This window comes from Collimonas arenae, from assembly GCF_000786695.1.
GTDB lineage: Bacteria > Pseudomonadota > Gammaproteobacteria > Burkholderiales > Burkholderiaceae_D > Collimonas > Collimonas arenae_A.
This window is the reverse complement of sequence record NZ_CP009962.1, coordinates 324,305-349,168: the sequence shown is the minus strand read 5'-3', so window position 1 is coordinate 349,168 and position 24,864 is coordinate 324,305. Positions and strand designations below refer to the sequence as shown.

18 protein-coding genes are annotated in these 24,864 nt (G+C 57.7%); 10 read left to right on the top strand and 8 right to left on the bottom strand.

What is annotated here, in order from left to right:
- Positions 1-24: 24 nt before the first annotated feature.
- The 5 genes from LT85_RS01515 to LT85_RS01495 all read right to left on the bottom strand — a co-directional run bounded on the left by LT85_RS01515 (position 25) and on the right by LT85_RS01495 (position 8,115).
- A complete protein-coding gene (locus tag LT85_RS01515) occupies positions 25-3,180 on the bottom strand; it encodes an efflux RND transporter permease subunit (protein ID WP_038484428.1) in 3,156 nt (1,051 codons plus the stop codon).
- A complete protein-coding gene (locus tag LT85_RS01510; protein WP_052134532.1) occupies positions 3,177-4,793 on the bottom strand; it encodes an efflux RND transporter periplasmic adaptor subunit in 1,617 nt (538 codons plus the stop codon). The genes LT85_RS01515 and LT85_RS01510 overlap by 4 nt, the downstream gene beginning before the upstream one ends.
- A complete protein-coding gene (locus LT85_RS01505) occupies positions 4,790-6,136 on the bottom strand; it encodes a TolC family protein (protein WP_081991921.1) in 1,347 nt (448 codons plus the stop codon). The genes LT85_RS01510 and LT85_RS01505 overlap by 4 nt, the downstream gene beginning before the upstream one ends.
- 75 nt (positions 6,137-6,211) lie before the next feature.
- Positions 6,212-6,616, bottom strand: coding sequence for a hypothetical protein (locus LT85_RS01500; protein ID WP_038484425.1), 405 nt, complete (start codon positions 6,614-6,616; stop codon positions 6,212-6,214).
- Positions 6,617-6,912: 296 nt separating this feature from the next.
- Positions 6,913-8,115 (bottom strand): glycoside hydrolase family 5 protein, encoded by a 1,203-nt coding sequence (locus LT85_RS01495; RefSeq protein WP_038484423.1) that lies wholly within the window; start codon positions 8,113-8,115, stop codon positions 6,913-6,915.
- A 408-nt stretch (positions 8,116-8,523) separates the two neighbouring features.
- On the opposite strand from LT85_RS01495, the gene LT85_RS01490 reads away from it, so the two are divergent.
- The 4 genes from LT85_RS01490 (at position 8,524) to LT85_RS01475 (ending at position 12,766) form a co-directional block, all read left to right on the top strand.
- Positions 8,524-10,254, top strand: coding sequence for a cytochrome c biogenesis protein DipZ (locus LT85_RS01490; protein ID WP_038484420.1), 1,731 nt, complete (start codon positions 8,524-8,526; stop codon positions 10,252-10,254).
- 8 nt (positions 10,255-10,262) lie between these two features.
- On the top strand, positions 10,263-10,868 hold the full coding sequence (msrB, locus tag LT85_RS01485) for a peptide-methionine (R)-S-oxide reductase MsrB (RefSeq protein ID WP_367379788.1): 606 nt from the start codon (positions 10,263-10,265) through the stop codon (positions 10,866-10,868).
- A gap of 110 nt (positions 10,869-10,978) precedes the next feature.
- The gene (locus LT85_RS01480) at positions 10,979-11,803 is read left to right on the top strand and encodes an alpha/beta fold hydrolase (protein ID WP_038484417.1); all 825 of its coding nucleotides are present in this window, start codon (positions 10,979-10,981) and stop codon (positions 11,801-11,803) included.
- 318 nt (positions 11,804-12,121) lie between these two features.
- A complete protein-coding gene (locus tag LT85_RS01475; RefSeq protein WP_038484414.1) occupies positions 12,122-12,766 on the top strand; it encodes an SAM-dependent methyltransferase in 645 nt (214 codons plus the stop codon).
- A 60-nt stretch (positions 12,767-12,826) separates the two neighbouring features.
- On the opposite strand, the gene LT85_RS01470 is transcribed toward LT85_RS01475, so the two are convergent.
- Together LT85_RS01470 and LT85_RS01465 are read right to left on the bottom strand one after the other, a co-directional pair.
- Positions 12,827-13,618: a polysaccharide lyase family 7 protein gene (locus tag LT85_RS01470; RefSeq protein ID WP_038484412.1), complete on the bottom strand. Its 792-nt coding sequence runs from the start codon at positions 13,616-13,618 to the stop codon at positions 12,827-12,829.
- A gap of 72 nt (positions 13,619-13,690) precedes the next feature.
- Entirely contained in the window at positions 13,691-14,680 is a 990-nt protein-coding gene (locus tag LT85_RS01465) for an MBL fold metallo-hydrolase (RefSeq protein WP_038494717.1), read from the bottom strand.
- 456 nt (positions 14,681-15,136) lie between these two features.
- On the opposite strand from LT85_RS01465, the gene LT85_RS26335 reads away from it, so the two are divergent.
- The 6 genes from LT85_RS26335 to LT85_RS01430 all read left to right on the top strand — a co-directional run bounded on the left by LT85_RS26335 (position 15,137) and on the right by LT85_RS01430 (position 23,569).
- Positions 15,137-15,826: a hypothetical protein gene (locus LT85_RS26335; RefSeq protein ID WP_156117395.1), complete on the top strand. Its 690-nt coding sequence runs from the start codon at positions 15,137-15,139 to the stop codon at positions 15,824-15,826.
- Between the two features lie 354 nt (positions 15,827-16,180).
- Positions 16,181-17,755, top strand: coding sequence for a porin (locus LT85_RS01450; RefSeq protein WP_253273641.1), 1,575 nt, complete (start codon positions 16,181-16,183; stop codon positions 17,753-17,755).
- 445 nt (positions 17,756-18,200) lie between these two features.
- Positions 18,201-20,843 carry a S9 family peptidase gene (locus LT85_RS01445; protein WP_253273640.1) on the top strand — a complete coding sequence of 881 codons (2,643 nt, stop codon included), beginning with the start codon at positions 18,201-18,203 and terminating at the stop codon, positions 20,841-20,843.
- A gap of 266 nt (positions 20,844-21,109) precedes the next feature.
- The gene (locus LT85_RS01440) at positions 21,110-22,174 is read left to right on the top strand and encodes a purine-nucleoside phosphorylase (protein ID WP_038484406.1); all 1,065 of its coding nucleotides are present in this window, start codon (positions 21,110-21,112) and stop codon (positions 22,172-22,174) included.
- 179 nt (positions 22,175-22,353) lie between these two features.
- Positions 22,354-22,707, top strand: a complete 354-nt coding sequence (locus LT85_RS01435; RefSeq protein WP_038484403.1) for a hypothetical protein — start codon at positions 22,354-22,356, stop codon at positions 22,705-22,707.
- A 427-nt stretch (positions 22,708-23,134) separates the two neighbouring features.
- Positions 23,135-23,569, top strand: a complete 435-nt coding sequence (locus LT85_RS01430) for a hypothetical protein (RefSeq protein ID WP_038484400.1) — start codon at positions 23,135-23,137, stop codon at positions 23,567-23,569.
- A 301-nt stretch (positions 23,570-23,870) separates the two neighbouring features.
- Here the strand turns inward: LT85_RS01430 and LT85_RS01425 are convergent, their stop codons facing one another.
- Positions 23,871-24,653 (bottom strand): SDR family NAD(P)-dependent oxidoreductase, encoded by a 783-nt coding sequence (locus tag LT85_RS01425; protein ID WP_038484397.1) that lies wholly within the window; start codon positions 24,651-24,653, stop codon positions 23,871-23,873.
- Positions 24,654-24,864 lie beyond the last annotated feature (211 nt).

Sequence of the window (24,864 nt, the reverse complement as noted above, 5' to 3'; positions counted from 1 at the left end):
TAATTTGCGTCCCTCATAAAACTACTATTCCACCAGTTCAGGAACGACAGGCGTTACCCGCAACTGCCGCCGGCGCAAGAGCAGATATACGACAGGCACCACAAACATCGACAGCAACGGCGCCGTGATCATGCCGCCGACCATCGGCGCGGCGATGCGCTTCATCACTTCCGAACCGGTACCGGCGCCCAGCATGATCGGCACCAGACCGGCGATGATGACTGCGACCGTCATTGCCTTCGGGCGTACCCGCAACACCGCACCTTCGCGAATGGCGTCCAGCAAATCCGCTTCGCCGGTCTTGCCATGCGAGACACGCTCATCCCATGCATGCTTCAGATAGAGCAACATGATCACGCCGAATTCCGCAGATACACCGGCCAGCGCAATGAAGCCGACGCCACTGGCAACGGATAGATCGTGTCCCAGCAGCCAAAGCAGCCAGATGCCCCCTGCGAGTGCGAACGGCAGCGTCGCCATGATCAATGCCGCTTCATCGAAACGCTTGAAGGTCAGATACAGCAGCACAAAGATAATGAGCAAGGTCGCCGGCACCACTACCTTGAGTTTTTCAGTGGCGCGCTCCAGGTACTCAAACTGTCCGGACCAGGCAATCGAATAGCCGGCGGGCAGTTTCACCTGTCTGGCGACGGCTTGTTGCATATCGCGCACCGCGGAGCTGAGATCGCGGCCGCGAATATCGACATACACCCAGCCCGACAAACGGGCATTCTCGCTCTTCAGCATCGGCGGTCCGTCATTGATCCGGATGGCTGCCACGTCGCCCAGGTTTATTTGCGCGCCACGCTCTGTCAATAGGGGCAATTGGCGCAAGTTCTCGACCGAGTCGCGGATTTCACGCGGATAACGCACGTTGATCGGAAAGCGTTGCAACCCTTCGACGGTTTCGCCGATGTTGTCGCCACCAATAGCCGCAGAGACGACGCTTTGTACGTCGGCGATATTCAGGCCATAGCGCGCTGCCGCGTCACGGTCGATATTCACATCCACATATCGTCCGCCATTGAGCCGCTCTGCGAGCGCCGATGACACGCCGGGTACCTGTTTGACGACGCGCTCGATCTCAGCAGTGATGCGGTCGATCTCCTGCAGGCTCGTCCCGGCCACCTTGACGCCGACCGGACTCTTGATGCCGGTGGCCAGCATGTCGATCCGGTTGCGGATCGGCGGCACCCAGATATTCGATAGTCCCGGCACCTTCACGGTACGATCCAGTTCTTCAATCAGCTTGTCCGTGGTCATGCCGGCTCGCCACTGGTCGCGGGGCTTGAGCTGGATCGTCGTTTCAAACATTTCCATGGGCGCGGGATCGGTCGCCGACTCTGCACGGCCGGCCTTGCCAAAGACTGTCTGTACTTCAGGCACGGTTTTAATCAGCCGGTCTGTCTGCTGCAACAACTGCGATGCCTTGCCCACCGACAGCCCGGGAAGCGCCGACGGCATATACAGCAAATCACCTTCGTCCAGTGGCGGCATGAACTCACCTCCCAGCCGTGATATTGGCCAGATCGTCACCACCGCAACCAGACCGGCAACCAGCAGTGTCGTCTTCGGGAAACGCAGTACGCCATTCAACAGAGGACGATAGAGGGCAATCAGAAAGCGATTGAGAGGATTTTTCTGCTCATCGGGAATGCGGCCACGGATCAGATAGCCCATCAACACCGGTATCAGCGTCACAGCCAGCCCGGCCGCAGCCGCCATCGCGTAGGTTTTGGTAAACGCCAGCGGCGAGAACATCCGCCCCTCCTGCGCTTCCAGGGTAAATACCGGGATGAAGGACAAGACGATAATCAGCAATGAGAAAAACAATGCCGGACCGACTTCGGCCGCCGCATCGCCAATCACGCGCCAATGCTCATTGCCCTGCAGCTTTACGCCGGGATGCGCATGGTTCCAGGCCTCGATATGCTTGTGGGCATTCTCGATCATGACTACCGCCGCATCGACCATGGCGCCAACGGCAATCGCAATCCCGCCCAGCGACATGATGTTGGCGTTCACGCCCTGGTAGTACATGATGATGAAGGCAATCAATATGCCGATCGGCAGCGTAATGATAGCGACCAGAGCCGAGCGCATATGAAACAGGAAAATGGCACAGACCACGGCAACGACGATGAACTCTTCGATCAGCTTTTCCTTCAGGTTGGTGACCGCGCGTTCGATCAGCTTCGAGCGGTCGTAGGTCGGAATGATTTCGACGCCGGGCGGCAAACTCGCTTTTAACGTTTCCAGCCTGGCTTTGACCGCATCGATGGTTTCCAGCGCATTCTTGCCGGATCGCATGATGATGACGCCGCCGGCCACCTCCCCTTCGCCATTGAGTTCAGCAATGCCGCGCCGCATTTCCGGCCCGACCTGGACCCGCGCAACATCGCCCACCCTGACCGATACGCCGGCCTCGGTCGTCATGAGTGGAATCTTGCGGAAATCGTCCAGCGATTTCAAGTAGCCGGATGCGCGCACCATATACTCGGCTTCGCCGAGCTCCAGTACCGAACCGCCGGTTTCCTGGTTGGCCTTCTGTACGGCATCGATCACTCTGCTCTGCGGGATGTTGTAGGCGCGCAGTTTGGCTGGGTCGAGCACGATCTGATACTGCCTCACCATACCGCCAATGCTGGCCACCTCGGAGACGTTGGGCACTGTCTTCAGTTCATACTTGAGGAACCAGTCCTGCAATGCGCGCAGCTGAGACAAATCCATTTTTCCGCTCTTGTCGGTCAATGCGTATTCATAGACCCAGCCGACGCCGGTCGCATCCGGCCCGAGCGACGCCTTCGCCTGCGGCGGCAAACGTGACTGCATCTGATTCAAATATTCCAGCACGCGCGAGCGCGCCCAGTAGGGATCGGTGCCGTCCTCAAACAAGATATAGACAAAGGAATCGCCGAAAAACGAGTAGCCACGCACCGTCTTCGCTCCCGGCACCGACAACATGGTGGTGGTGAGCGGATAGGTGACCTGGTTCTCGACAATTTGCGGCGCCTGGCCCGGATAGCTGGTGCGGATAATCACCTGCACATCGGACAGGTCCGGAATGGCGTCGAGCGGTGTGCGCGCCAGCGACCAGATACCCCAGGCGACAACCATCAGCGTTGCCAGCAACACCAGAAAGCGGTTGGCAATCGACCAGCGGATCAGTTTGGCGATCATTTGGCGACTCCATTGCCTGACTTGGCCGGATGCCTTGCTGCCGGCGCAGATGCAGGTGCAGGTACGTCAACAGTCGGGACAATGCGTGCGATTGCAAACATCCCGTCGCTCATCGGGCGGATATCAAAGGCGACCGTGTCGCCCACAGCGATATTCTTGGGAAGACCGCCGGCCGGCGCCGCAAAGCCCATCGTCATCGCTCCCCATTGCAAGGTCGCTATCGGGCCATGGGAGATGGTAATTTCATCTTTGCCGATACTTTCAACTTTACCGACGCCGTGGTGCGTTGGTCCCGATATTGGCCCTGCCGCGCTCGAAGCCTCAATATTGGGCGAGGCCGCCGTCATGTCGCCCATGCGTGTCGCCGTACCTTTCAGGCTGGCTTCCGAGTCGATCAGGAATTGGCCGGAGACGACAACTTTTTGTCCTGCCCTCAATCCAGCCCGGATCTCGCTCTGGCCGTTCGTCTCGGTACCGAGGTCAACATCGACCGGCGCGAACTTGCCGTCACCCTGATCCACCATCACGACGCTGCGGGTCCCCGTCTGAATCACCGCTTCCATCGGCACCAGCAGGACATCTTTGCGCGCAGGCGAGACGAAGTTCGCCGTCACAAACATGCCGGGGATCAGCTGTCCTGAAGGATTGGCCAGCTCGATGCGTGCCTTGAGCGTGCGGGTGACCGGATTGACGTCAGGCAGGATTGCGCTGATCTTGCCTTTGAAAATCGTTCCGGGCAAGGCGGCCGCATGCGCCTCGACCGCATTGCCGATACTGATTTGCGCAGCGAGACTTTCCGGGATTTCCGCGTTGACCCACACCGTGCCCAAGCCATTGATGCGAAACAGCGGCGCGCCCATTGCCACCGTCATGCCCTCGTGTACCGCCAGTTCGGTCACAACGCCACCGGTCGGAGCCGTCACTGTTGCACGTGCTTGCACCTTGCCGCTGGTATCGACCTGGCGGATTTGGGCGTCGCTCATACCGACCAGGCGCATCCGCTGCCGCGCGGCGTCGGCCAAGCCGTCCGCACCCGCGCCGTGCAAGCGTTTGGCGGTCAGATATTCTTCCTGCGCGGCGACCCATTCAGGGACATACAAATCGACCAATGCCTGGCCCTTATGGACCGCATCCAGGGTTGCCTTGACGTAGAGATGCTCCACAAAGCCATTGCTGCGGGCCTGCAATTGCGCCACGTCGCGTTCGTTGTAGGCCACGCTGCCGACGGCAACGATGGCTTGCCCCAGGTTGCCCTTGATGACTTCAGCGGTCCGGATGCCCAGATTCTCCTGGACACGGGAACTGACGCTGACCTTGCCTTCATCGCCGGCGTCGCCCGCATACACCGGTACCAGTTGCATGTCCATGAACGGCGACTTGCCGGGCTTGTCGAATTTCTGGCCAGGCACCATCGGGTCATGCCAATACAATACTTTCTTGCCGGCGCTGTCGGCTTTCGCTGCGTCTCCTGACGCAGCCGCACTCGCCACCGGCGCCGACATAGTCATGCCGCTATGCATGCCGCGACTGACGCCGAGACGATAGAGGCCATAGCCGCCGGCAGTAAGCAGCCCGATAGCCATCAGGGCGAAGAGGATCTTCTGGTTTTTCATGGGGCATCCTTGTTGATGGTCATGGCCGAATGCGCATCAGCGTCTTCTGTCGGAACCAGGAAATTGAGTTGCGCCCACAGGCGGTCGGATTCGGTGGTCAGTTGCAATGCCTGAAGCCGCACGTCAATTTCGTTGCGCCGCGCTGCCAGCACTTCCGCCAGGGTCGCTTTGCCGCCGCGGTAGGCCGTCAACATGGCAAGGATCCGTTCGCTGGCCAGGGGAATCAGTTCGCGTTCGTAGCGTACGCTGCGTTCACGGTCGTTATCCCATTCATTGATCATCGAGCGGGTCTGCGCAACGTGGTCACGCAACATTTCGTCGCGCTCGGCCCGGGCCTGTTCAACCATCGCCAGTTTTGAAGAAAGCTCACGGTCCTGGCGGTTCTTATGATTCCATTGCAAGGGAATCGAAAGACCGACCGATATCATGTTCGAATAGGCGGAGCCACGCTGTTGATAGGCCACTTCGACGCTCCAGTCGGCTTTCTCGTTGGCTTTGGCGAGTCTGGCCTCATTCGCGGCGATATCTTCCTGCCGGCTCAGCACGGCGATTTCCGGATGGTGGGCCAGTTGCGTATCGAGCGTAGCGGGGTCCAGGCGGATCTTGTCGGTCGCCGGCCTGGCGGCCAGGAGCACATCGGCGTCGCCGCCGCCAATCCAGCGCACCAGCATGGTCCTGGCATTTTGCACACGGCGTTGAATCTCACTGGCGCGATCATCAAACATCGCCAGCGCACTGCGCGCAGCGACAACATCGGCCTGGTTACCGCGGCCGGCACGATATGCGCCTTCGGCCGCCTGAATTTCAAGCTTCGCCTGGCCGCTTTGTTCGGCAACGACGGCCGCCATCGCTTGTGCGTAATACAGGTCGAGCCAGGCCAGCGCCGTGTCGCGCTCAATGGCGGCAGTCGTCACGGTTTTCTGGGCCAGCGTTTTTTGCGCTTCCAGTTCATACCGTTCAGAGCGCAACTGGCGCTTGTCGCCACGCGTAATTTCCTGCATCAGGCCGATCCGCCGCATGGTCATGAAGTCGCGCGTGGTGCTGTAACGATCCTGGCCGTTGACAGGCAGGTTGTCGATGCCAACCTTGAGGACGGGATCAGGCAATTGGCCGGCAGCCACCGCCATGTCACGCGACGCGGCGACGGCATAGTCCTGTGCGCTTAGCTGCCGGGAGCGCTCCACTGCGCGGCGTTGTGCCTCTGCCAGCGTGAGCGGTGGGTCGGTTGCAAAAGTATTGGCGGAGAAAACGGCTGCGCCAGCCAGCGCGAGCACGCGGATACCTCGGGGATGCCGAAGTATCGCACCGCGCGTCCGGATGAACGCGCTAAAAAGGAAAAACATGCTTACCTCCAGATAGCATTGAACACATCGTTTGCGCACACGGCGCAACGATGACGGGCTAAGCGATCTGGGGGATTAAATGCGGAAGCAGCAGTGTTGGATGGAAAGCGGGGGCGCAGTGGCCCGTTGCAGCCATGTCGACTCAGGCAACAAGGCTATTGGGTAATCAACGACAGCGATAACGCTCAGCAGCACCAGCGTGGCTGGAACAAATGGCTGCACATGCGGCAAATTCGGCTTGTCGAGCGACTGTTGCCCGGCTTGGGTATGTACCTTGCACAAGCTGGGCTGAGCATGGTCGATCTGCTCGCACCCAGGCATCGCCTGGCTGTCCGCCATGACAGACATTCCTGCCATCTCGGAAATTTGTTCCACAGCATGTTCCGGACACACGTAACCGGCCACGGCGAGCTGCATGAACAGCATGCTGAACAGTGCGACAAGCGCTACGGTGAGTCGTGATCGACGGAACAGTTTCATTGGATTGGTTTTCTTTGACGAAGCATGATATCGACGGACTAAGCCAAGTGTCAACTTGGCTTAGTATAGGTTGATTTTTCCCTTATTCATTATTTTTGATCCAAATTTGATCTTGCTTTGATCTCGCTTTGATCTCATTTTGTGCCGGATTACGCGAGATAGCCGAGTCTAGACATTCCCCCCATAGGAAGGTCAATCGTTTTTTAACGGCGTAGCTAAACTTCATTGGATCGGAGCCACAAAAAATCTTAGCGTTGAAGATGCAACTGCATACAGCCTCCTCACAGCAAACCGGATCAATTTGCACCGGTGCCCAGGCGTTTGCGAATCGGCTCGAACTCCGGCGTGGCGTGGCGCTCCAGCGGATCCGGCTTGCGCTCGTCAATGGCTTTCCAATAAGCCCAGGGCACCTTGGCGCTGCCGAGTTCGTAGTCCATGCCGTCCCAGCTGTCCTCCCGAAAACTGTAGAACGCCCAGTGCACGCGGGCGTCATCCAGCACCGTCAGCACGTTATCTAGGTACTGGCGGCAACCGGGTAAGCGGCGCATGCATCCGAACTCTCCGGCGACCAGCCGATTGGCCGGGACGCCATGCTTGCCGGCCCAGTCAAGCGGGAGCTGCAGGTAGGCTGCAACCCGGGCCGCGTCCCACTTCTCCTTGCCTGCGCCGAACGGCACAAGGCCGGGATAACTGTAGGGCTTGGCGCGCTTCAGGTTGGGCGCGCTGGTGGCGGCATAGGGCTCATACATATGGAAACTGTACAGGACGCGGGAGTCGGCCAGCGGCTTGGACCAGTAGGAAAACGCATCGGCTGCGGCATACCAGCCGGCGTCGACCATGACCGGCGTCAGTAGGTCGACCATGCGCAGCGCTTGCAGGATGGATGTGTAGAACGCGGGTAAATCGCGCGCACTGCCCGCCTGCTTCTGATACCAGGCTTGCATCTGCGCGGCGTCTGCATGTTCAGGAAGCGTTCCCTGTTTTTCCGGAGCCGGTTCGTTAATCAGGTTGTAGGCAGCGACTGCCGGATGGTCTTTGAGCGCTGTGGCAAGATCGTGCCAAAACGCGGCAGCTTGGATCCAGTAAGCCTTGTCTTGCCATAGCCGGCCGTCGAAGCGCCCGCCATTGTTTTGCGACCAGCGCATGCCCGGCAGAGAGAGCGGCGTGATGACGACTTTCAGCCCTGCCGCGTGTGCACGGTCGAGGACCGTTTTCAACACGGCCAGATCGCTGGGCACCAGGCCCGTGTAGTGATCGGCATCGCCCAAAAGAAAGTCGCGCTGCGCAGGCTGCCATTTGTCGTAAGACAAGCGCACCCAGCTGGCGCCGTAGGCTTTCAGGGCGTTGAAATAAGCCTGGTCCGGAGGCAGGCGGTTGAAACTGTTGCCGCCATGCTGGGGCTTGCCCCAGAAATTGATCAGGTCAGCCGCGCTGGCGTTAGACGCCAAGCCGGTCAGGAAAGTCAGTAGCACCAGAATTTTATACAGAAATACGCGCATGGATTAATGCCCTCACCAGATATGCGGTCAAGATTATCGGCTGTCGAGATCAAGCGAATTGTCGTTGTGCATCAGCTTGAAAACAGGACGCAGGGGGAAAATAAGAAGTCAAACCGCGATTATTCCCTAAACGCTCTATCGAAGATGACATCTTTGTCATTTTTTTGTCACGCGAATGCTCTCCTGCATGGCGTACATTCATCTTCATCGTGCCGCTCCCGGGCATCGAACTTGCCTTGTTGACGGTCCGATCGAGCGCCACGCAGAAAATTGAATCCCTCTTTGTAAGATTTTGTCATCAGAAACGACCAACACCTGAAAACAGGCTCGATGTGAATCATCCCGGACTATCGGCCAACTCTTTTAACGCAGCATCAATAGATAAAAACAGAGAAAAACGGATAAAACATGATCTTGCTTCTACTAGTCTATCTCGGCGGCGTACTGACCATACTCAGCCCATGCATCTTGCCGGTACTCCCCTTTGTTTTCGCTCGGGCGGAACAGCCTTTCCTGCGCGCCGGCTTGCCGATGCTGGGCGGGATGGCGCTGACCTTTGCTGCGGTAGCCTCTCTGGCTGCGGTAGGCGGCGCGTGGGCCGTTCACATCAATCAATATGGACGCGTCCTGGCGCTGATGCTGCTTGCAGCATTTGCACTGACCTTGCTGTCAAAGCGGCTGGCTGACTTCATCGCCAAGCCTTTTGTTTCTGTGGGAAACCGCCTGGTTGAAGGCGCTTCCGACGGTGGCAATGGCGCCAGTCCGTCGCGTTCGTTTTTGCTGGGCATCGCTACCGGCCTGCTGTGGGCGCCTTGCGCCGGCCCCATTCTTGGCCTGGTCCTGACCGGCGCGGCCATCTCGGGGCCAAATACGCATACCTCGCTTCTGCTGTTTGCCTACGCGGCAGGTGCAGCCACGTCGCTTGGCGCGGCGTTGCTGATCGGCGGTAAGGTGTTCGCCCTGATGAAGAAATCGCTGGGCGCCGGTGAATGGATCCGACGCGCCTTTGGCGTGGCGATCTTGTTTGCTGTCGTCGTCATCGCCGCCGGCTGGGATACGAATGTGCTGACGCGGCTCTCGCTCAACAGCACCAATCAGCTGGAGCAGTCCCTGATCGCGCGCATCAAGCCGGCACAGGCGGCAACGAGCACCGGCGGGGCCACAGGCGATGTCGCTTCGGAAGGCGACTTGCCAAGCCTCGCGGGCGCTACCGCCTGGTTGAATTCGGAACCGCTGACCCCGCAAGCCTTGCGCGGCAAGGTGGTGCTGATCGACTTCTGGACTTACTCCTGCATCAACTGCCTGCGCACCCTGCCGTATGTCAAATCATGGAGCGAGAAGTACAAGGATGCAGGCCTGGTGGTGATCGGCGTGCATGCACCCGAATTCGCTTTCGAGAAGGAACTGAAAAACGTGCAGCACGCTGTACAGGATTTAGGCGTGACTTATCCGGTCGCGCTGGATAACAACTTCAGTATCTGGCAAGCCTTCAATAACCAGTACTGGCCGGCGCATTATTTCATCGACGCACAAGGCAGGATTCGCGGACACCATTTTGGCGAAGGAAATTATGACGAATCAGAGCAATTGATCCGCAAGCTACTGGTGGAAGCCGGCGCTAAGAATTTACCGGCGGCCGACACTCTAGTCAAAGCCAGCGGCATCCAGGTTGCTGCCGACAATGCCGACATGCAGTCTCCCGAGACCTACGTCGGTTATGCGCGCGCCGACAACTTCGCGGCCAAGCCCGGTCTGCAAGCCGACCAGCCGACCGACTATACGTTGCCGGCGACGCTGGCGCTGAACCAGTGGGGCCTGCAAGGAAAATGGCAAGCGGACAAAGAGAAGGCGATGCTGGCCGGCGCGACGGGGAAAATCGCCTTCCGCTTTTATGCACGCGACCTGCATCTGGTGATAGGGCCAGGCGCGGACGGCAAACCGGTGCGCTTCCGCGTACTGCTGGATGGGCAGTCGCCGGCAGATGCACACGGCGTTGACACTGACGAGAACGGTAACGGCATCGTGCGTGAACAACGGCTGTATCAGTTGATCCGGCAATCGAAGGATGTGCGCCAGCACACCTTTTCCATCGAGTTCCTCGACGGCGGCGCGCAGGCGTTCGCCTTTACTTTCGGCTAGGAGATATCATGCAGACCCCATCCATCAAAGCAAAAACCCGCGCTGCATTGCCACGCCGCACCGCGATCAAATACGGCCTGGGCATGCTGGTGCTGGGCGGCCTCTTCGGCCGTACCGTGGCCGGCAGCCTGGCTGATCCCAAGCAAGAGCAAGAGAAAGAGAAGGAGGTCATGATCGACCTGTTCCTGCCCTCTGGCAAAATCGACAAGACCGTGCGGCTGCCCAGGCTGGTCAAGTCGGATGCAGACTGGCGCAGGCAGTTGTCCGACATATCCTATCAAGTAGCGCGCAAGGCAGGGACCGAACGGCCCTTCACCGGCAAGGATTGGAACAATCACCAGGATGGGCTGTATCGCTGCATTTGCTGCGATACAGCGCTGTTCGATTCAAAGACCAAGTTTGAGTCCGGCACCGGCTGGCCGAGTTTCTGGCAGCCGATTTCTGCGTCTAATGTCAATGCAGAAAGCGACAGCACCTTTGGCATGACGCGCACCGCGATTGCCTGCCGTTTGTGCGATGCGCATCTGGGCCACGTGTTTGACGACGGCCCCAAGCCGACCGGTCTGCGCTACTGCATGAATTCGGCATCGATGCGGTTTGTGGCGCGCGCTTAGGAAGGTACGGGGTTGGATCCCTGGTGATTACCTGACAGGTAATTGTCCGTAATCACCTGAATCGATATCGTAGGACATCGTTCAAGCGATCAACCAAGGAGATCCAGACCATGTCCACCTTCCAAACTACCGATAAAACCACTTTGTTTTTCCAGGACTGGGGCAGCGGCCAGCCCGTCCTGTTCGTACACAGCTGGGCCATGAATTCCACCATGTGGGATCCGCATATGGCGCACTTCAACCGCTTGGGCTTGCGTACCCTGGCGATGGATCGCCGCGGTCACGGCCGCTCCGACGCGCCGGGAACCGGCTACCACTACGACAGGCTTGCAGACGACCTGGCCGAATTGATCGAACATTGCGATCTGCACAACCTGACCCTGGTTGGACATTCGATGGGTTGCGCAGAGATCGTGCGTTACCTGGCGCGCCATGGCGCGAGCCGCATTGCGCGCGTCGTCCTGATTGCTCCGGTCATGCCGTGCTTCCTGAAATCGGCAAGCAATCCCGACGGCGTGGAGATGAACGTGATTGAGGGCTTGCAGGAAGTGCTGCGCAAGGATTTTCCAAAATGGCTGGCCGATAATGCGGACGATTTCTTCTTGCCGACATCTTGGGGGACCACGCCGGAATTTACGCAACATACTATCGACATGATGCTGTCCACGGTATTCAATGCTGCAATGACCTGCCTCCACACCAAAATGACAACCGATCTTCGCGGCTGGCTTGCAGAGATCACCGTCCCTGCCTTGGTCATTCATGGCGACCGCGACGTCAGCGAACCTGTCGAGGGCGGGCGGCTTACCGCGCAACTGATCAGGAATAGTCAATATCGGGAATATGCCGGTGCGCCGCATGGCATCTATCACACGCATATGTCGCAGGTGCTCGGGGATATCCTCCACTTCGCGGAGCTGGGCAAAGCAGGCTGACTGCGGTAGCTGATTTATACAGCAGGCAATTTCATTAATAAAAATACCATTATGGCCGCTGCGATACGCTCGTTGCGGCCATAAAGGCGTATCAGAGCGTAGTGTCATCTCGCCACCTTCAACTTGCATCTTCCACCGGTAGCGAGCATTGTCAAAGATTCGCATTGGTGCAATTCCTGCGTCGCAGAAAACAGAAGGATCCGGTGTTTCGCTTTACAATGCGCGTAATTGCTGTTTTGTCGTTGTGCTTTTGCACACACGGCGTCATCCATCGATGTTTCAACATCCCTCATTAGTCAAATCTGGAAGTCATCCCCCATGCTTATCGTCACCATCAAACAAGGCAAAGAAAAAAGCCTGCTGAATCGTCAACCCTGGATTTACGCGTCCGCGGTTGAGCGGGTTGACGGCAAACCCGGGGAACACATGAAGCCGGGAGCGACGGCGCTGGTGCAATCGTCTTCCATGCAATTTCTGGCGCGCGCCGCCTACAACGCGAAATCGCAGATCCGCGCCCGTGTCTGGACTTTCGATCAAAACGAAGCGGTTGACCATGCGCTGATCAAACGTCGGGTCAAGACGGCGGTGGCGGCACGCAGCACCAAAGGCAAGAAACCCGCCGCCGGTTCCGGCCAGCCGCTGCATCTGGTTCTGGGCGATGAGGACGGCTTGTCCGGCCTGGTGGTTGACTGGTTCGGCGGAAAGAACGGTTTTCTGGTGTGCCAGTTCCAGGCGGCTGGCGTCGATGCGTGGAAAGTGCCTATCGTGCAGGCCTTGATCGCCGAAACCGGCTGCCCGAATGTGTATGAACGATCGGACGAACTGCTACGCAAAGGCGAAGGCTTGCCGATAGTATCCGGCGCACTGGCAGGCGACGAACCGCCGGACGACATGCCGTGCACCGACAATGGCGTGCGCTTTACCCTGGATATCAAAACCGGGGAAAAGCGTTTCTTCAGATAAGCCAGAGGTCGCCTGACCGGCCATGGCCGGTTCGCCGCCGCAATCAATTGGAATCACCGATTATTTATGCGTAATAGCTAACGCATAAAAATGCACAATGGTCCCGGCATTCGTATCAGGTGTGCCGGACACGGCGGTTTGATCGTAATCGCCAGCCTTGAAATAGAATTTCTCTCCAGCGAAGCTTGCATCTGCCGTAAAAGTTTTTACGACGCCATTTGCAGTCACCGTCACCGTGCGATTCAATAGCTGCAGTTGATAGTCAAACCTGGTTCCCAGCGGCACGCTGGTGACAGGGAAGACTTTTGCACTCCCTCCTTGATTCGTATTTTCAAGCAAAAGCTGGACCTTTCCCTTTGACGTGACCTGCAATTCGCATAACGGCTTGCTGGGTCCGCTGCCTTGGAAAATCTGGCCGATGGTCGTATGGTCGGACACTTGCGATACTTTTACCGTGGCGTTCAGGAGATTGGTTCCGGTAGCAGGCCAGACGGCGTTTTCACGCAGTTCCGTGCGTGGATGCTGCGAACCGGATGTGGTCCAGCCGGTTCTGGGGTCCATCATGATCAGCGAGCCATCGGCGCTGTCGGTATAGAAATAGAACTGGTTGGTATAGCCTGCCGCCAGATTCGCGCCGCTCACCGTGTCAACCGAACCGGAGGAACCGGTCGGCAGCTGGAGCGTATAAGGCGCGAGATTGAAATTCTTCCCTGGCGGATTGGCGGGGTTGAGAGCCACGGCGGTTGCTACCGTGTTTGCGGCTGCTTCCATGGCTGTTGTAGCGCAGGCGCCACCCGATACCGTTATCCCGATCACGCCTGCAATAAACATTGGACATAGTTGAACGCGCATTATTTTTCCTCCGCGATTGCTTGAAACAGGACGGCGCCCTGTCGGTATTGGCGGGGCGGGTGCTGACGTGCATCAATGCATTTGCGTAAAGTTGACCGGCAACCACTGGAAGCCCTTGCCCATTTCCCGGATATGTCCCAGGGCAGGAAACGGCAAATGCGCTGCGGCGAACAGGTAACCCTTTCTGGACGCATCGCTGAATTCCTTGATGCGCTCGGCTTCCGCCTCTTTGCTATCGCTGTCGAATGTGACCGTCACGGTCGGCTGTTCGAATTGCACCGCCGCCACGTGAATCACGTCCCCCGCCAGCATCAGTTTCTGACCTTTGCTTTCAACCACGTAGCCGCTGTGGCCTGGCGTATGGCCGGGACTTTCATAGGATCGGATGCCTGGCGTCAGCTCGACCGAGCCTTCGAACGGCTTGTATTTTCCGGCCTGGATATACGGGGTCAGCAAGGTTGCCACCTTTTTGAACGTGCTTTTGGTCGCCCCTTTTTCACCTTCTGGCGCCTTGTTCATGTTTTCCTCGCTCAGCCAATAGTCGGATTCACGCTTGTCCGCGCGCACAATCGCGTTGGGAAATGCCAGCTTGCCATCTGCGATCAAGCCGCCGATGTGGTCGGCATGCATGTGCGTGAGGTAGATTTCATCGACTTGTTCCGGCTGGTAGCCCGCGGCTTTGAGGTTGGCTACGAGCTTGCCCAGATTCGGGCCGAAGCCTGTGCCGGCGCCGGTATCGACCAGGACCAGCTTGTTGCCGGTATTGACAAGGAAGCCATTGAACGAGGTTTCCACCGGGCTTGCCAGATAGGATTTGGCCAGGGCCTGTTCAACCTTGTCCGGGGTGGTGTTGGTGAGTATTTTATCGACCGGCAAATCGAGCGTGCCATCGTTGAGCGCGGTAATTTCAAAATCGCCCAGCATGATGCGGTAGAAACCCGGCGCAGGGGCTTTCGCCATAGGCGCCGCGGCTAGTGCCGGCCCTACGTTGAAGGCCATGATGACGGCGCAAGCAAACAAAGCGGCAATCTGAAAGGGCTTGTACATTCGGCTATAAGTCATGTTGATCCAATCACAAATAAAATAACTTCGGTAGAGTGGCTTCAACCCGCTGCCGGCGGGCATTGAGCGCAGCTTGTCCGGTGAACCCGATTCTTTCGTGCCGGCTCCACAAAATCCGGCGCGGTTCATTATCGGGACTTACGCAAAGCCGCCCTGGCCGCGTTGCATCTCCTGGCCGACCATTCGTACTGTCTTCGTCGATGCGCCTTGCCAGGACGATTTTGCGTAAGTCCTGATTATCTATCTTTTCCAGAAAAAATTCCCTGAGGCAACAAATACTTGGGCGCACAAAAATAATTGCGGCATAAAGTCCCATTGATCTTCTCAACGCGGTGTCTGCATTTATTCAGATCATGTCCGGATTGTGAATGCCGCCATCCGGCGCAAGAAACGGAGTGCCATGGCGATGCGGCATCGCTAGCCTGCGAATTGTTTCTCAACTTCCGGATACCCGATATGCCTTCGCATGTTCATCCCTCTCCGTCGCAACTCTCCTCCGCTGGCCGTAACTCGTACTTCAATCTGCTCACCCGGTTGGGCGCGGGTGTCCTGGATGAAGTGCCTACACTGACAACGCCACAAGCCTTGAAGGAGATACACACGAACGATCCTCACCATGGACTCGCCCTGATTCTGGCGGCGCTGGATGGAGCGCCCGATCTCTGCGCTCATTTTGGGCATATCCGATTAAGCGCCCTGGTGTGGCATTGCCTCGACATGGATCCGGCGGAGGCGCAACTGATGTCGGCGCTCGCCGGCGATTGCCCGATGCAGAACGAGCAGACACCGGCGGCATTCAATGTTGTCTTGCATGAAGTGCTTTTCCAGCATTGCTTGCGGAATCTGTTTTGCCCCGGCGCGAGCGGCAACCACCATCGCGGCATCGTGCCAACTGCGTACAACGAACGCACAGGCGAGATCGACGCAGATGAGATGGCGCGCTGGCGAGCGGATTTTCGCGCCATGGTCCCCGAGCGTCAAATAATGGCCGCAACCATCATCTGGCTCTATCAATGCGGCCCTGACTCCACATGGCTGCGCCGCGTTCCGTGCACCTGGCCCGCGACCGAAGCGCTGCACTGCCTGCGGCATGCCGGATGCCTTTCCCAGTGGCTACGGCTGATGGCGGCTTATCCGGGATGGTGATCTTAGAGGCTGTTGTAAACACACCTGGCGTTGTTGCCCTTGCAGGGCGCGCCCGGGCTTGCAAGCCCGGATCGTTCCGCAGGCAGACGACAGCGTCGTCTGAAACCCCTGCTACACCCTCCTGGCCGCACTACTCGTACTGTCTTCGTCGAAGCGCCTAGCCATCTATGTTTGCAACAGTCTCTTAAAATCAACTTCGCCTGACTGCGTAAAAACAACGGCGCATGCGCCAGAAGAAAACGCGCAATCACTATTTCCAGCTTCTTTTTAAAATCTTGATCGCGGTTAAGTACATGACCGCGAAAGGTTTCTAGTGTTAAGCCTCCTTACACAAAAACAAAAGGAGACAAACGCATGGCAACCCTCAGAAAAATGGCGCTCAGCTGCGCTCTGGCATGTACGGCAATCGGCGGTCTATATTCTGGAGGAGCTTATGCACAAAGCACTTCCAGCAAGGAAAAACAAGATATCGATGCACTGAAAGAACAGATCCAGCTGTTGATGAAAAAGGTCGATGAACTATCCGCCAAACAGGCGAGCACTTCTGACAAGCAGGCGTTGATGGAACAAAAGGTCGCGGCAGCACCGCCAGTCTCCGACAGCCATCAATTCCTCGAACGCAAAGCGGGCGACGGCATTACCTTCCTGACCCGTGGCGGCGAGGTATCGCTGTATGGCAATCTCGACATCTCCATCGACGACACCACCAAGGGCATCAGCGGCGTGCAAGACGTAGCGGGCAAAGGCGGCTGGCTGCCGGCGATCTCGACCAATATGTCTTATGTCGGCATACGTGGCTTCCAGGATATTTCCGATTCCCCGTTCAAATTCCTGTATCAGCTCGAAACCCAAATCGACGTGAGCGCCACTTCCGGCACCGGCGACACCAACAGCAACACCAGCAATACCGTCAAGGGCGGCCTCACATCCAGGAACAGCTTCATCGGCATACAGTCAGCGGCCATGGGCGCATTCAAGATCGGCAAGACGGATGCGCCTTACAAGACATCTACCGCACGGATGAATCCCTTCAGCGGCATGCTTGGCGACTATTCCGTCATCATGGGTAATACCGGCGGCGACAACCGGGTCGAATTCGGCACCCGGCTCGATCACGCCCTGTGGTACGAATCGCCCAATATGCATGGCTTCTCGTTCAATGCGCTGATCTCTCCAGGCCAGAACCGGGGCTATGACAACAGCAATATCGCTGCCGGTGAAAGCGATTGCACCGGCGGCAATATTCCGGGCAGCGGCGCGACGCCGGCAGCCTGCAACGACGGCTCGTATGGCAGCGCATACAGCGCCAGCCTGTCCTACACCAATGGTCCGCTGTACCTGACCGCCGCCTATGAAAAGCATAAAGACGTCAACCGGACCAGCGATCTTCCTACCTACGATCCGAATGACATCGCCGACGAGGACGCTGCAAAAATTGGCGTCCAGTACAAATTCCCGACAAAGACCACCATCAGCGCAATTTATGAAAACATGAAAAGACATGTCCCCGCCTACCTGGACTATCAAAACGAACGCAGCCGTTCAGGCTATTGGCTCGCACTCAGCCAGGAGCTGTCCGCAAAAGACAGCGTGCATTTTGGCTGGGGACATGCCAACCAGGCTACCGGCGATCCCGGCCAGCACAATACTCCTGGCGGACTGAACTCCGATAATGTCGCCAATCTGTACACCGTGGCGTGGAAACACCAGGTCGACAAGAATTTCAGCACCTACGTCGACTATGCGATGACCGCCAATCACGGCTCAGCGCATTACGACCTGGGCGCCGGTGGGCGAGGCGTCACCACCGATTGCCATGATGCGTCAAATCCGGACACCAGCGGATTCGACCCGAATGGCGGCTCGCCGCACTGTTTCGCCGGCGGCAAGCTGCAAGGCGTTTCGGCCGGAATGAAGTACATCTTCTAAGAGGCTGTTGCGAACACAGATGGCTAGGCGCTCCGACGAAGACAGTACGAACAGTACGGCTAGGAGGGTGTAGCAGGGATTTCAGACGACACTGTCGTCTGCCTGCGGAACGGCCCGGGCTTGCAAGCCCGGGTGCGCCCTGCAAGGGCAACAACGCCAGGTGTGTTTGCAACAGCCTCTAAACGCCGCGAGCAGTCATCGAGCGCATTCATGCGCTGGTTTGAGCGCCACCCGATCAACCTCCGTCCGAGCCAGGGACGGAGGTTTTTCCGCTTATGGATACCGGGATGGTTATGCCCCCTGCCGCAGATCTCGCCGGAAATGTAAAAAAAATTGCCAAAAAGTGGCCCCTTTTTTGATCTCGAATGGCAATATTGGTAGGGTCACTTACCAACCTGACAAAAAACCAGTTCCAGACGAATCAACACCAAGGAAACCGATGGCAATGAAATCCTCCCTGACCTGTTTCTGGGTCACCCTGCTTGCGGCCGGCGTCACGTCGATTCCGCTTGCCGCGCAAGCAGCTTCGCCGCAACCTGCCGCCAACTCAGCTCCCTCAACGGCTGCGGCTGCCGCCTCTGGCGCTTCTGGCTACAACCAGCCGCCCAAGAACATCCTCGACGTCATGCACGCGCCATCGCCGCCGGTGCCGGTCATTAGCCCGACGCGCGAGCGGATGCTGCTGGTGTCCTGGCAAGACTATCCGTCCATTTCCCGGGTAGCGACGCCCTTCCTGCGCCTGGCCGGGGTACGGGTCGAACCCGGCAATCACAGCAAGCACGATACCCCGGGCGGCTACGGCATTACCCCTTGCGCCAGCAGTTTCGAGCTGGTGCGTATCGCCGATGGCGCGCAGACGCGTATCGCGCTGCCTGCGGATGCCTGCCCGAACCGGCCGCTGTGGAGCGCCGACGGCAAGCGCTTCGCTTTTGAAAACACCACCGCCAGCTCGGTTGATCTCTGGGTGGGCGATGCCAGCACCGGCGCCATACGCAAGATTCCTAGCGTGCGCCTGAACCCGATGCTGGAAGACGAGCTGCAATGGATGCCGGACCAGAAAACCTTGCTGGTCAAGCTGGTGCCTCCGCGGCTCGGTCCGCCGCCTGCGGAACCGACGATTCCGACCGGTCCTAGCATCCAGGAATCGGACGGCAGCAAAGGACAGAGCAGCACCTACGAAAACCGCGACACGCTGGGTAACCAGCACGACGAAGACCTGTTCGATTACTACGCAAGCGCGCAACTGGCGCTGGTCGACGCCAATAGCGGCGCGGTCACGCCAATCGGCGCAGTGGGCCGTTACGAGTCGCTGGGCGCTGCGCCGGATGGGCAGCACCTGTTGGTGACGTCGATCCGCAAGCCTTACTCCTACGTCACGACCTTCGACCGCTTTCCGCAAGAAGTAGAGATCTGGGACCTGTCCAAACGCCAGAACATGGCGGTGCATCACATCGCCTCGCTGCCATTGGCGGACCGCGTGCCGATCGGCGGCGTGCCGCTGGGGCCGCGCGATTTTTCCTGGCGTGCGACGGAACCGGCAACTCTGGTCTGGGCTGAAGCGCTTGACGGCGGCGACTGGAAGGCCAAAGTCCCGGCGCGCGACAAGCTGATGCTGCAAAAGGCGCCATTCAATACCGCCCCGGTGGAACTCATGCGCACCGAACAACGCTATGTCGGCATCGCATGGGCCGAGCAGCCCGGCCTGGCGCTGATGACCGAATACGATCGCAACCGGCACTGGCGCAAGACCTTTGTGATCAATGTCGATGATCCGCAGCAGTCGCCGCGCCTGCTGTGGGATTTGTCGACCGATGAGAAGTATGCGAATCCGGGTACCGCCGTCAGGCGTCAGTTGCCGAACGGCGCGTTGGTGCTGCGCCAGGATGGCGACGCCATCTTCCTCAGCGGCGCCGGCGCATCGCCGGGCGGTGACCGTCCGTTCCTTGACCAGCTCGATCTGAAGACGCTGAAATCGGAACGCCTGTTCCGCAGCGATAAAACCTCCTACGAGCAATTCGTTGCCTTCACCGGCGCGGATGCGAGCAAGTTCCTGACCTGGCGGCAATCGGTGAGCGACGCGCCGAACGCGTTTGTCCGCACTCTCGGCGCACCAGTCGAAGCCGCTGCTGGCGAACCCGTCTTTGCATCGAACAGCGTGGCCATCACGCACATTCCCGATCCGACGCCGGAAGTGCGCCAGATCAAGAAGCGCCTGGTGAAATACAAACGCAACGACGGCCTCGACTTGTCGTTTACCTTGTACACGCCGCCCGGCTACCAGGAAGGCACGCGAGTGCCGACCATCCTGTACGCTTATCCGCTCGATTACGCCGACGCCTCGAAGGCGGGCCAGACTACCGGTTCGCAAGAAACCTTCACGCGGCTGCGGCAATACAAATTGCTGCTGCTGGCCGGCTACGCCATCATCGACAACGCGGCCTTCCCCATCGTCGGCGATCCGAAAAAAGCCTATGACACCTACATGGAACAACTGGTGGCCGACGCCAAGGCTGCGGTAGATGAGGCAGTCCGGCTAGGCGTCGCCGATCCCGAGCGCATCGGCGTCACCGGCCATAGCCACGGTGCGTTGATGACGGCGAATCTGGTGACCCATTCCGATCTGTTCCGCGCCGGCGTCGCCACCAGCGGCTCCTATAATAAAACGCTGACGCCGTTCGGCTTCCAGAGCGAACAACGCTCGGTATGGGAAGCGCAGGATGTCTATCTGAAGGTGTCGCCATTCTTTTACGCCGACAAGATCAAGACGCCGCTGCTGATCGTGCACGGCGCCGACGACGCCAACCCTGGCACCACACCGCTGCAATCGAGCAAGCTCTACGAAGCCATCCGCGGCAACGGCGGCACCACGCGCCTGGTGCTGCTGCCGCACGAACCGCACTGGTACGCGGCGATGGAATCGAACGAGCAGCTGGTGTATGAAATGCTGCGCTGGTTCGACACCTATGTGAAGAATGCGCCGCCGCGCACGTCAACTGCAGCAACTGCTGCAACTACTGCAACCGCAGCAACCACAGCAACCACAGCAACCACAACAGCCACAGCAACTGCGGAGACAACGCCGCGTTAGTCAACTCGGCCGGATAGCCGGTCACCGAAACGGCATCCGGCAAGACCCTCAGCCCAACCCGCAAGGTTGGGCTTTTTTTTGCAGATCCATAGCGTCCGGCTACGACGGCGCAACTGCCGACACACGCCGGCAAAAATGCCAAATTAATTTCTCTGTGGCATTTAATGTCGTAAAATCAAAACCCGACCTTAGGTATAAATGGCCGGAACAATGCCGGACATCTCCGGCGATTGTTCTCATCCACCTCGCTCCCATAAGGAAAACCAATGCTGATCCGTTCTGTATTTTCCGCAGCCGCGTTATCTCTCGCCGCCTGCACCGCCGTCCCGTCGATTGCACAGACCACCAGCAACGACGCACTCGCCGATGCCAATGGACAAGGCCATCCGGTCAAGGTAATGATCATCACCATGTTCGGCCCCGAAGGCCAGGCATGGCTGGACCACATCGGTCCATGGAAAAGCATTCCGGTGCCCGGCCTGTCGCCGGACTACCCGGACGTGCACTGCAACAAACAAGATGTCTGCGTGGTCACCACCGGCATGGGCTACGCCAATGCATCAGCCTCGATCATGGCGCTGACGTTCTCCTCGCGCTTCGATCTGCGCCACACCTATTTCCTGATCTCCGGCATTGCCGGCGTCGATCCGGCGCAAGGCACAGTCGGTTCCGCAGCATGGGCAAAATACCTGGTTGACTTCGGCATCCAGTGGGAACTCGATGCGCGCGAAATTCCGGCCGGCTGGAACACCGGCTATCTCGGTATCAACACCAAGAGCCCCACCGAAAAGCCGCCGCTCGATTATCGCAACGAAGTATTCCAGCTGAACGCCAAACTGGCCAATACCGCCTATGTGCTATCACGTAACGTCGTGCTGGCAGACAGCGCACAAGCACAGGTAGCACGCTCGAAATTCAGCTACGCACCAGCCAACCAGCCGCCTTCGGTAGTGCAATGCGATATCGCTTCCGGCAATACCTGGTGGTCAGGCACGCTGCTCGGCCAACGCGCCCGCGACTGGACCAAGATCCTGACCGACGGCAAGGGCGTGTATTGCATGACAGCGCAAGAAGACAACGCCACCTTCGAAGCCCTGAAGCGCGCCGCGAGCATCAAACGCGTAGATCTGAGCCGCGTGGCGGCGCTACGCACCGGCTCCGATTTCGACCGGCCCTACCAGGGCCAGACCAGCGCCGATAATCTGCTCAACTATGCGGACCAGGGCGGCTTTGTACCGGCGACGGAAAATCTGTACCGCGCTGGCAATCCGCTGGTGCAGGATATTGCGACGCATTGGGGTGAATGGCGTGACGGGGTGCCGCGTCGGTAACGGTTTGTCTGCAAAGGGCTGCCCGGATTTTGTTGTGGCCGGGTGGCCGTTTTCAGTTGTCGCAATTCAGAGATAGCCTAACCCTGTATATCGGATAGGCCCGAGCTCAAGAGACGATCCGTGGATGACTATCGGCCAAGAGCAGCCGGTCGCCAACCAAGTAATCCATAAAGGAATATATGGAATTAACTAAAGAGATTCTTGAAGATATTTTTCAGATTACACGTCAGGTTAGTAAGAACAACATGACGCTGACTGAAGGAAAAAATGAGCTAGTACGCTTGTATGGCATCAACCCCAATTCGGCAACAATGTCGATTCGTTCGCTGCGGCATATGATTAATGGTGAACGCTATCGTCGAGCATTGACGATTGATGCAACGGATTACTTTCTTGCCAGAATAAAAAAAGAAGATGGCGAGAGTGCGTTGAAAGTTGCCTTGGCGGGATTGTCAGCGCATATCGACTATCGTACTTTAACGGGCGTGCTCGTACCAGGCTTGCAGTCGGTATTGGCCAAACATAGCAGTTAGGTAGGTTGATGGCTGGCTGATATCGGCCACAAGCGGCCTTAACGCATTCCAGCAATTCGATATTGCTGCGGCAACTTATGTGTGGCAGCATTCGGCAGATGTTCCCCATTTGTGGACCGATGCATAAAATTGCGAAGCCGCCGTGCGAACTACGGTGTGGCAACAAAAAAAATAAATTCCGAGATCCAAATGCCGTCAGAGGTTGTTGTGCCCTGTTGGACGCAAAGCCGGATGTGGCCAACGATAGCGTATTTCGTGGTGATGACGGCAAGCAGCTTACTATTATATTTATATAAATCTAGTCACTCCGCAGCCCCTTGGATACCGTCGATATTTTCGCAGCACATATGCGACGGTGAATATCGGTAATGCTGCGCAAAAGAATTTTTTTAGAAGACCAATAGCCCTATTGCAAAGGAGTATAGCTATGGAATTTACAGCGATTGCCGATATTCAGCGCATTGCTACCGAGAGTGCGACAGCAGTGGTAGCCTTTGCACAACAAAACTTCGGAGAGCATCTCGATTATTCGGACGCCAGCATCGGAATAGTGGAGAGGATGCTGGAAAGCGCCCATGCCGCCTACCGCAATGGACAACTGGCAGCTGAGGATGTTCAAAAGCAGGCGCAGTTTATCGGTTCCTATATCGGTGAAACATACCGCCGAAATCACTGTGCCGATTGGGGGCTCGTCACGAGTGATGGCGCGAAAGCAGTTGGATTGCAAAGCAAGTCTGACAGCAAGCCTAATGGGCTGTTCTGGCCTATTGCACGCGTTGAGAAGCGGATTTTAAACGGGGGTGAAGACAATGTTCTTCATTATTACCAGTTCCTCGTTCGCAAACACGGCATACATATTTGACGACGCTTTTTTCCAGACTTAATTGAACGACCGCTTCCAAGCGACTCGAGGGTCTGGTCTGGTCTGGGTCGTTTGCATCCGATCGCATCAGACACATCACCCCCTATCTGAATTTATCCACATCGGAGCTTACAAACGGATGAGCATAGGATCAGGCTCGCACAAGCACATTTAAGCGCCAGATCTGGGACCATGACTCTATCCAATTTAGCAAAGACTCAGAAAAACCTTGAGTGCACGCATATAAATATTCTGCACTTGCGTGTCGTTGCAGAAACTTGCCCTCGCCCCTCTTTCCGTATCACCGGCAACCATACCCAGCCTCAATCACCAGCTCCGTCCCGCTGACAAACCGGCTTGCATCCGACACCAGATACAAAATCCCCGCCGCCACATCCGTCGCCGAACCCCGGCCCGTCAGCATCTGCACCTCCGCCAGATCAACCAGCCTCTGCGTCAGGTCCCCTTGCTTGCGTAAAGCCTCCACCAGCGCCGGTGGCCGTGAAAACCCAGGATGAATCGTATTGACACGGATATTGCGCGCCGCATAGCGCATCGCATTCATGCTGGCCATCCGCAGCGCCGCCTTCGCCGCATGGTCAGCCGCTTCATGCCGCTCATCCTCCAGAGCGCATAAGGACAGCACATTGACGATAGAGCCGCCACCAGCCCGCTCCATTGCTGCGATCACATGCTTGGAGCACAAGATGCTGCCGTTGACGTTGGCCGACATGGCCTTCTCCCACTGCGTCAGCGAGAGCCCTTGTGCCGACGGATTATCAGCATCAATGCCGGCGCTGTTAACCAGAATATCGATACGACCGAAATGTCCCTCAACCGCTGCCATCACTTGTTGCACCGCTTTGCGGTCGCTGACATCAAGCGACCAGAACCTGGCCCGGCCCTGGGTGCTGCCAAGCAGCCAGGCGACGACCTGCCCCTCCTGCTCGCGCACATCCAGGATCGCCAGCCGAGCACCGGCGGTGGAGAGAGCGCAGGCGATGTGAAGCGCAATACCGCGTGCAGCGCCGGTGACCAGGGCGACTTTGTTTTTGAGGGAGAAGTAGGCGTTGAGTTGGTTCATGTTGGTCCTCGCGACATGCATTGCTCCCAAATCATGGGGCTTCTGTTTGTTGATTGATCCCGGCAGAGGTAAGCCATGTGCCGCGCCGGGAAAGAGCCGTTGCCATTCATCGATATTGCAGATGTTGTGCGTTAAACCATGCCTAAAAATTATTACGCATGTAGTTGGAATAAAAATCATAAAAATGACTTATTATGTCATTAGTTGCAAT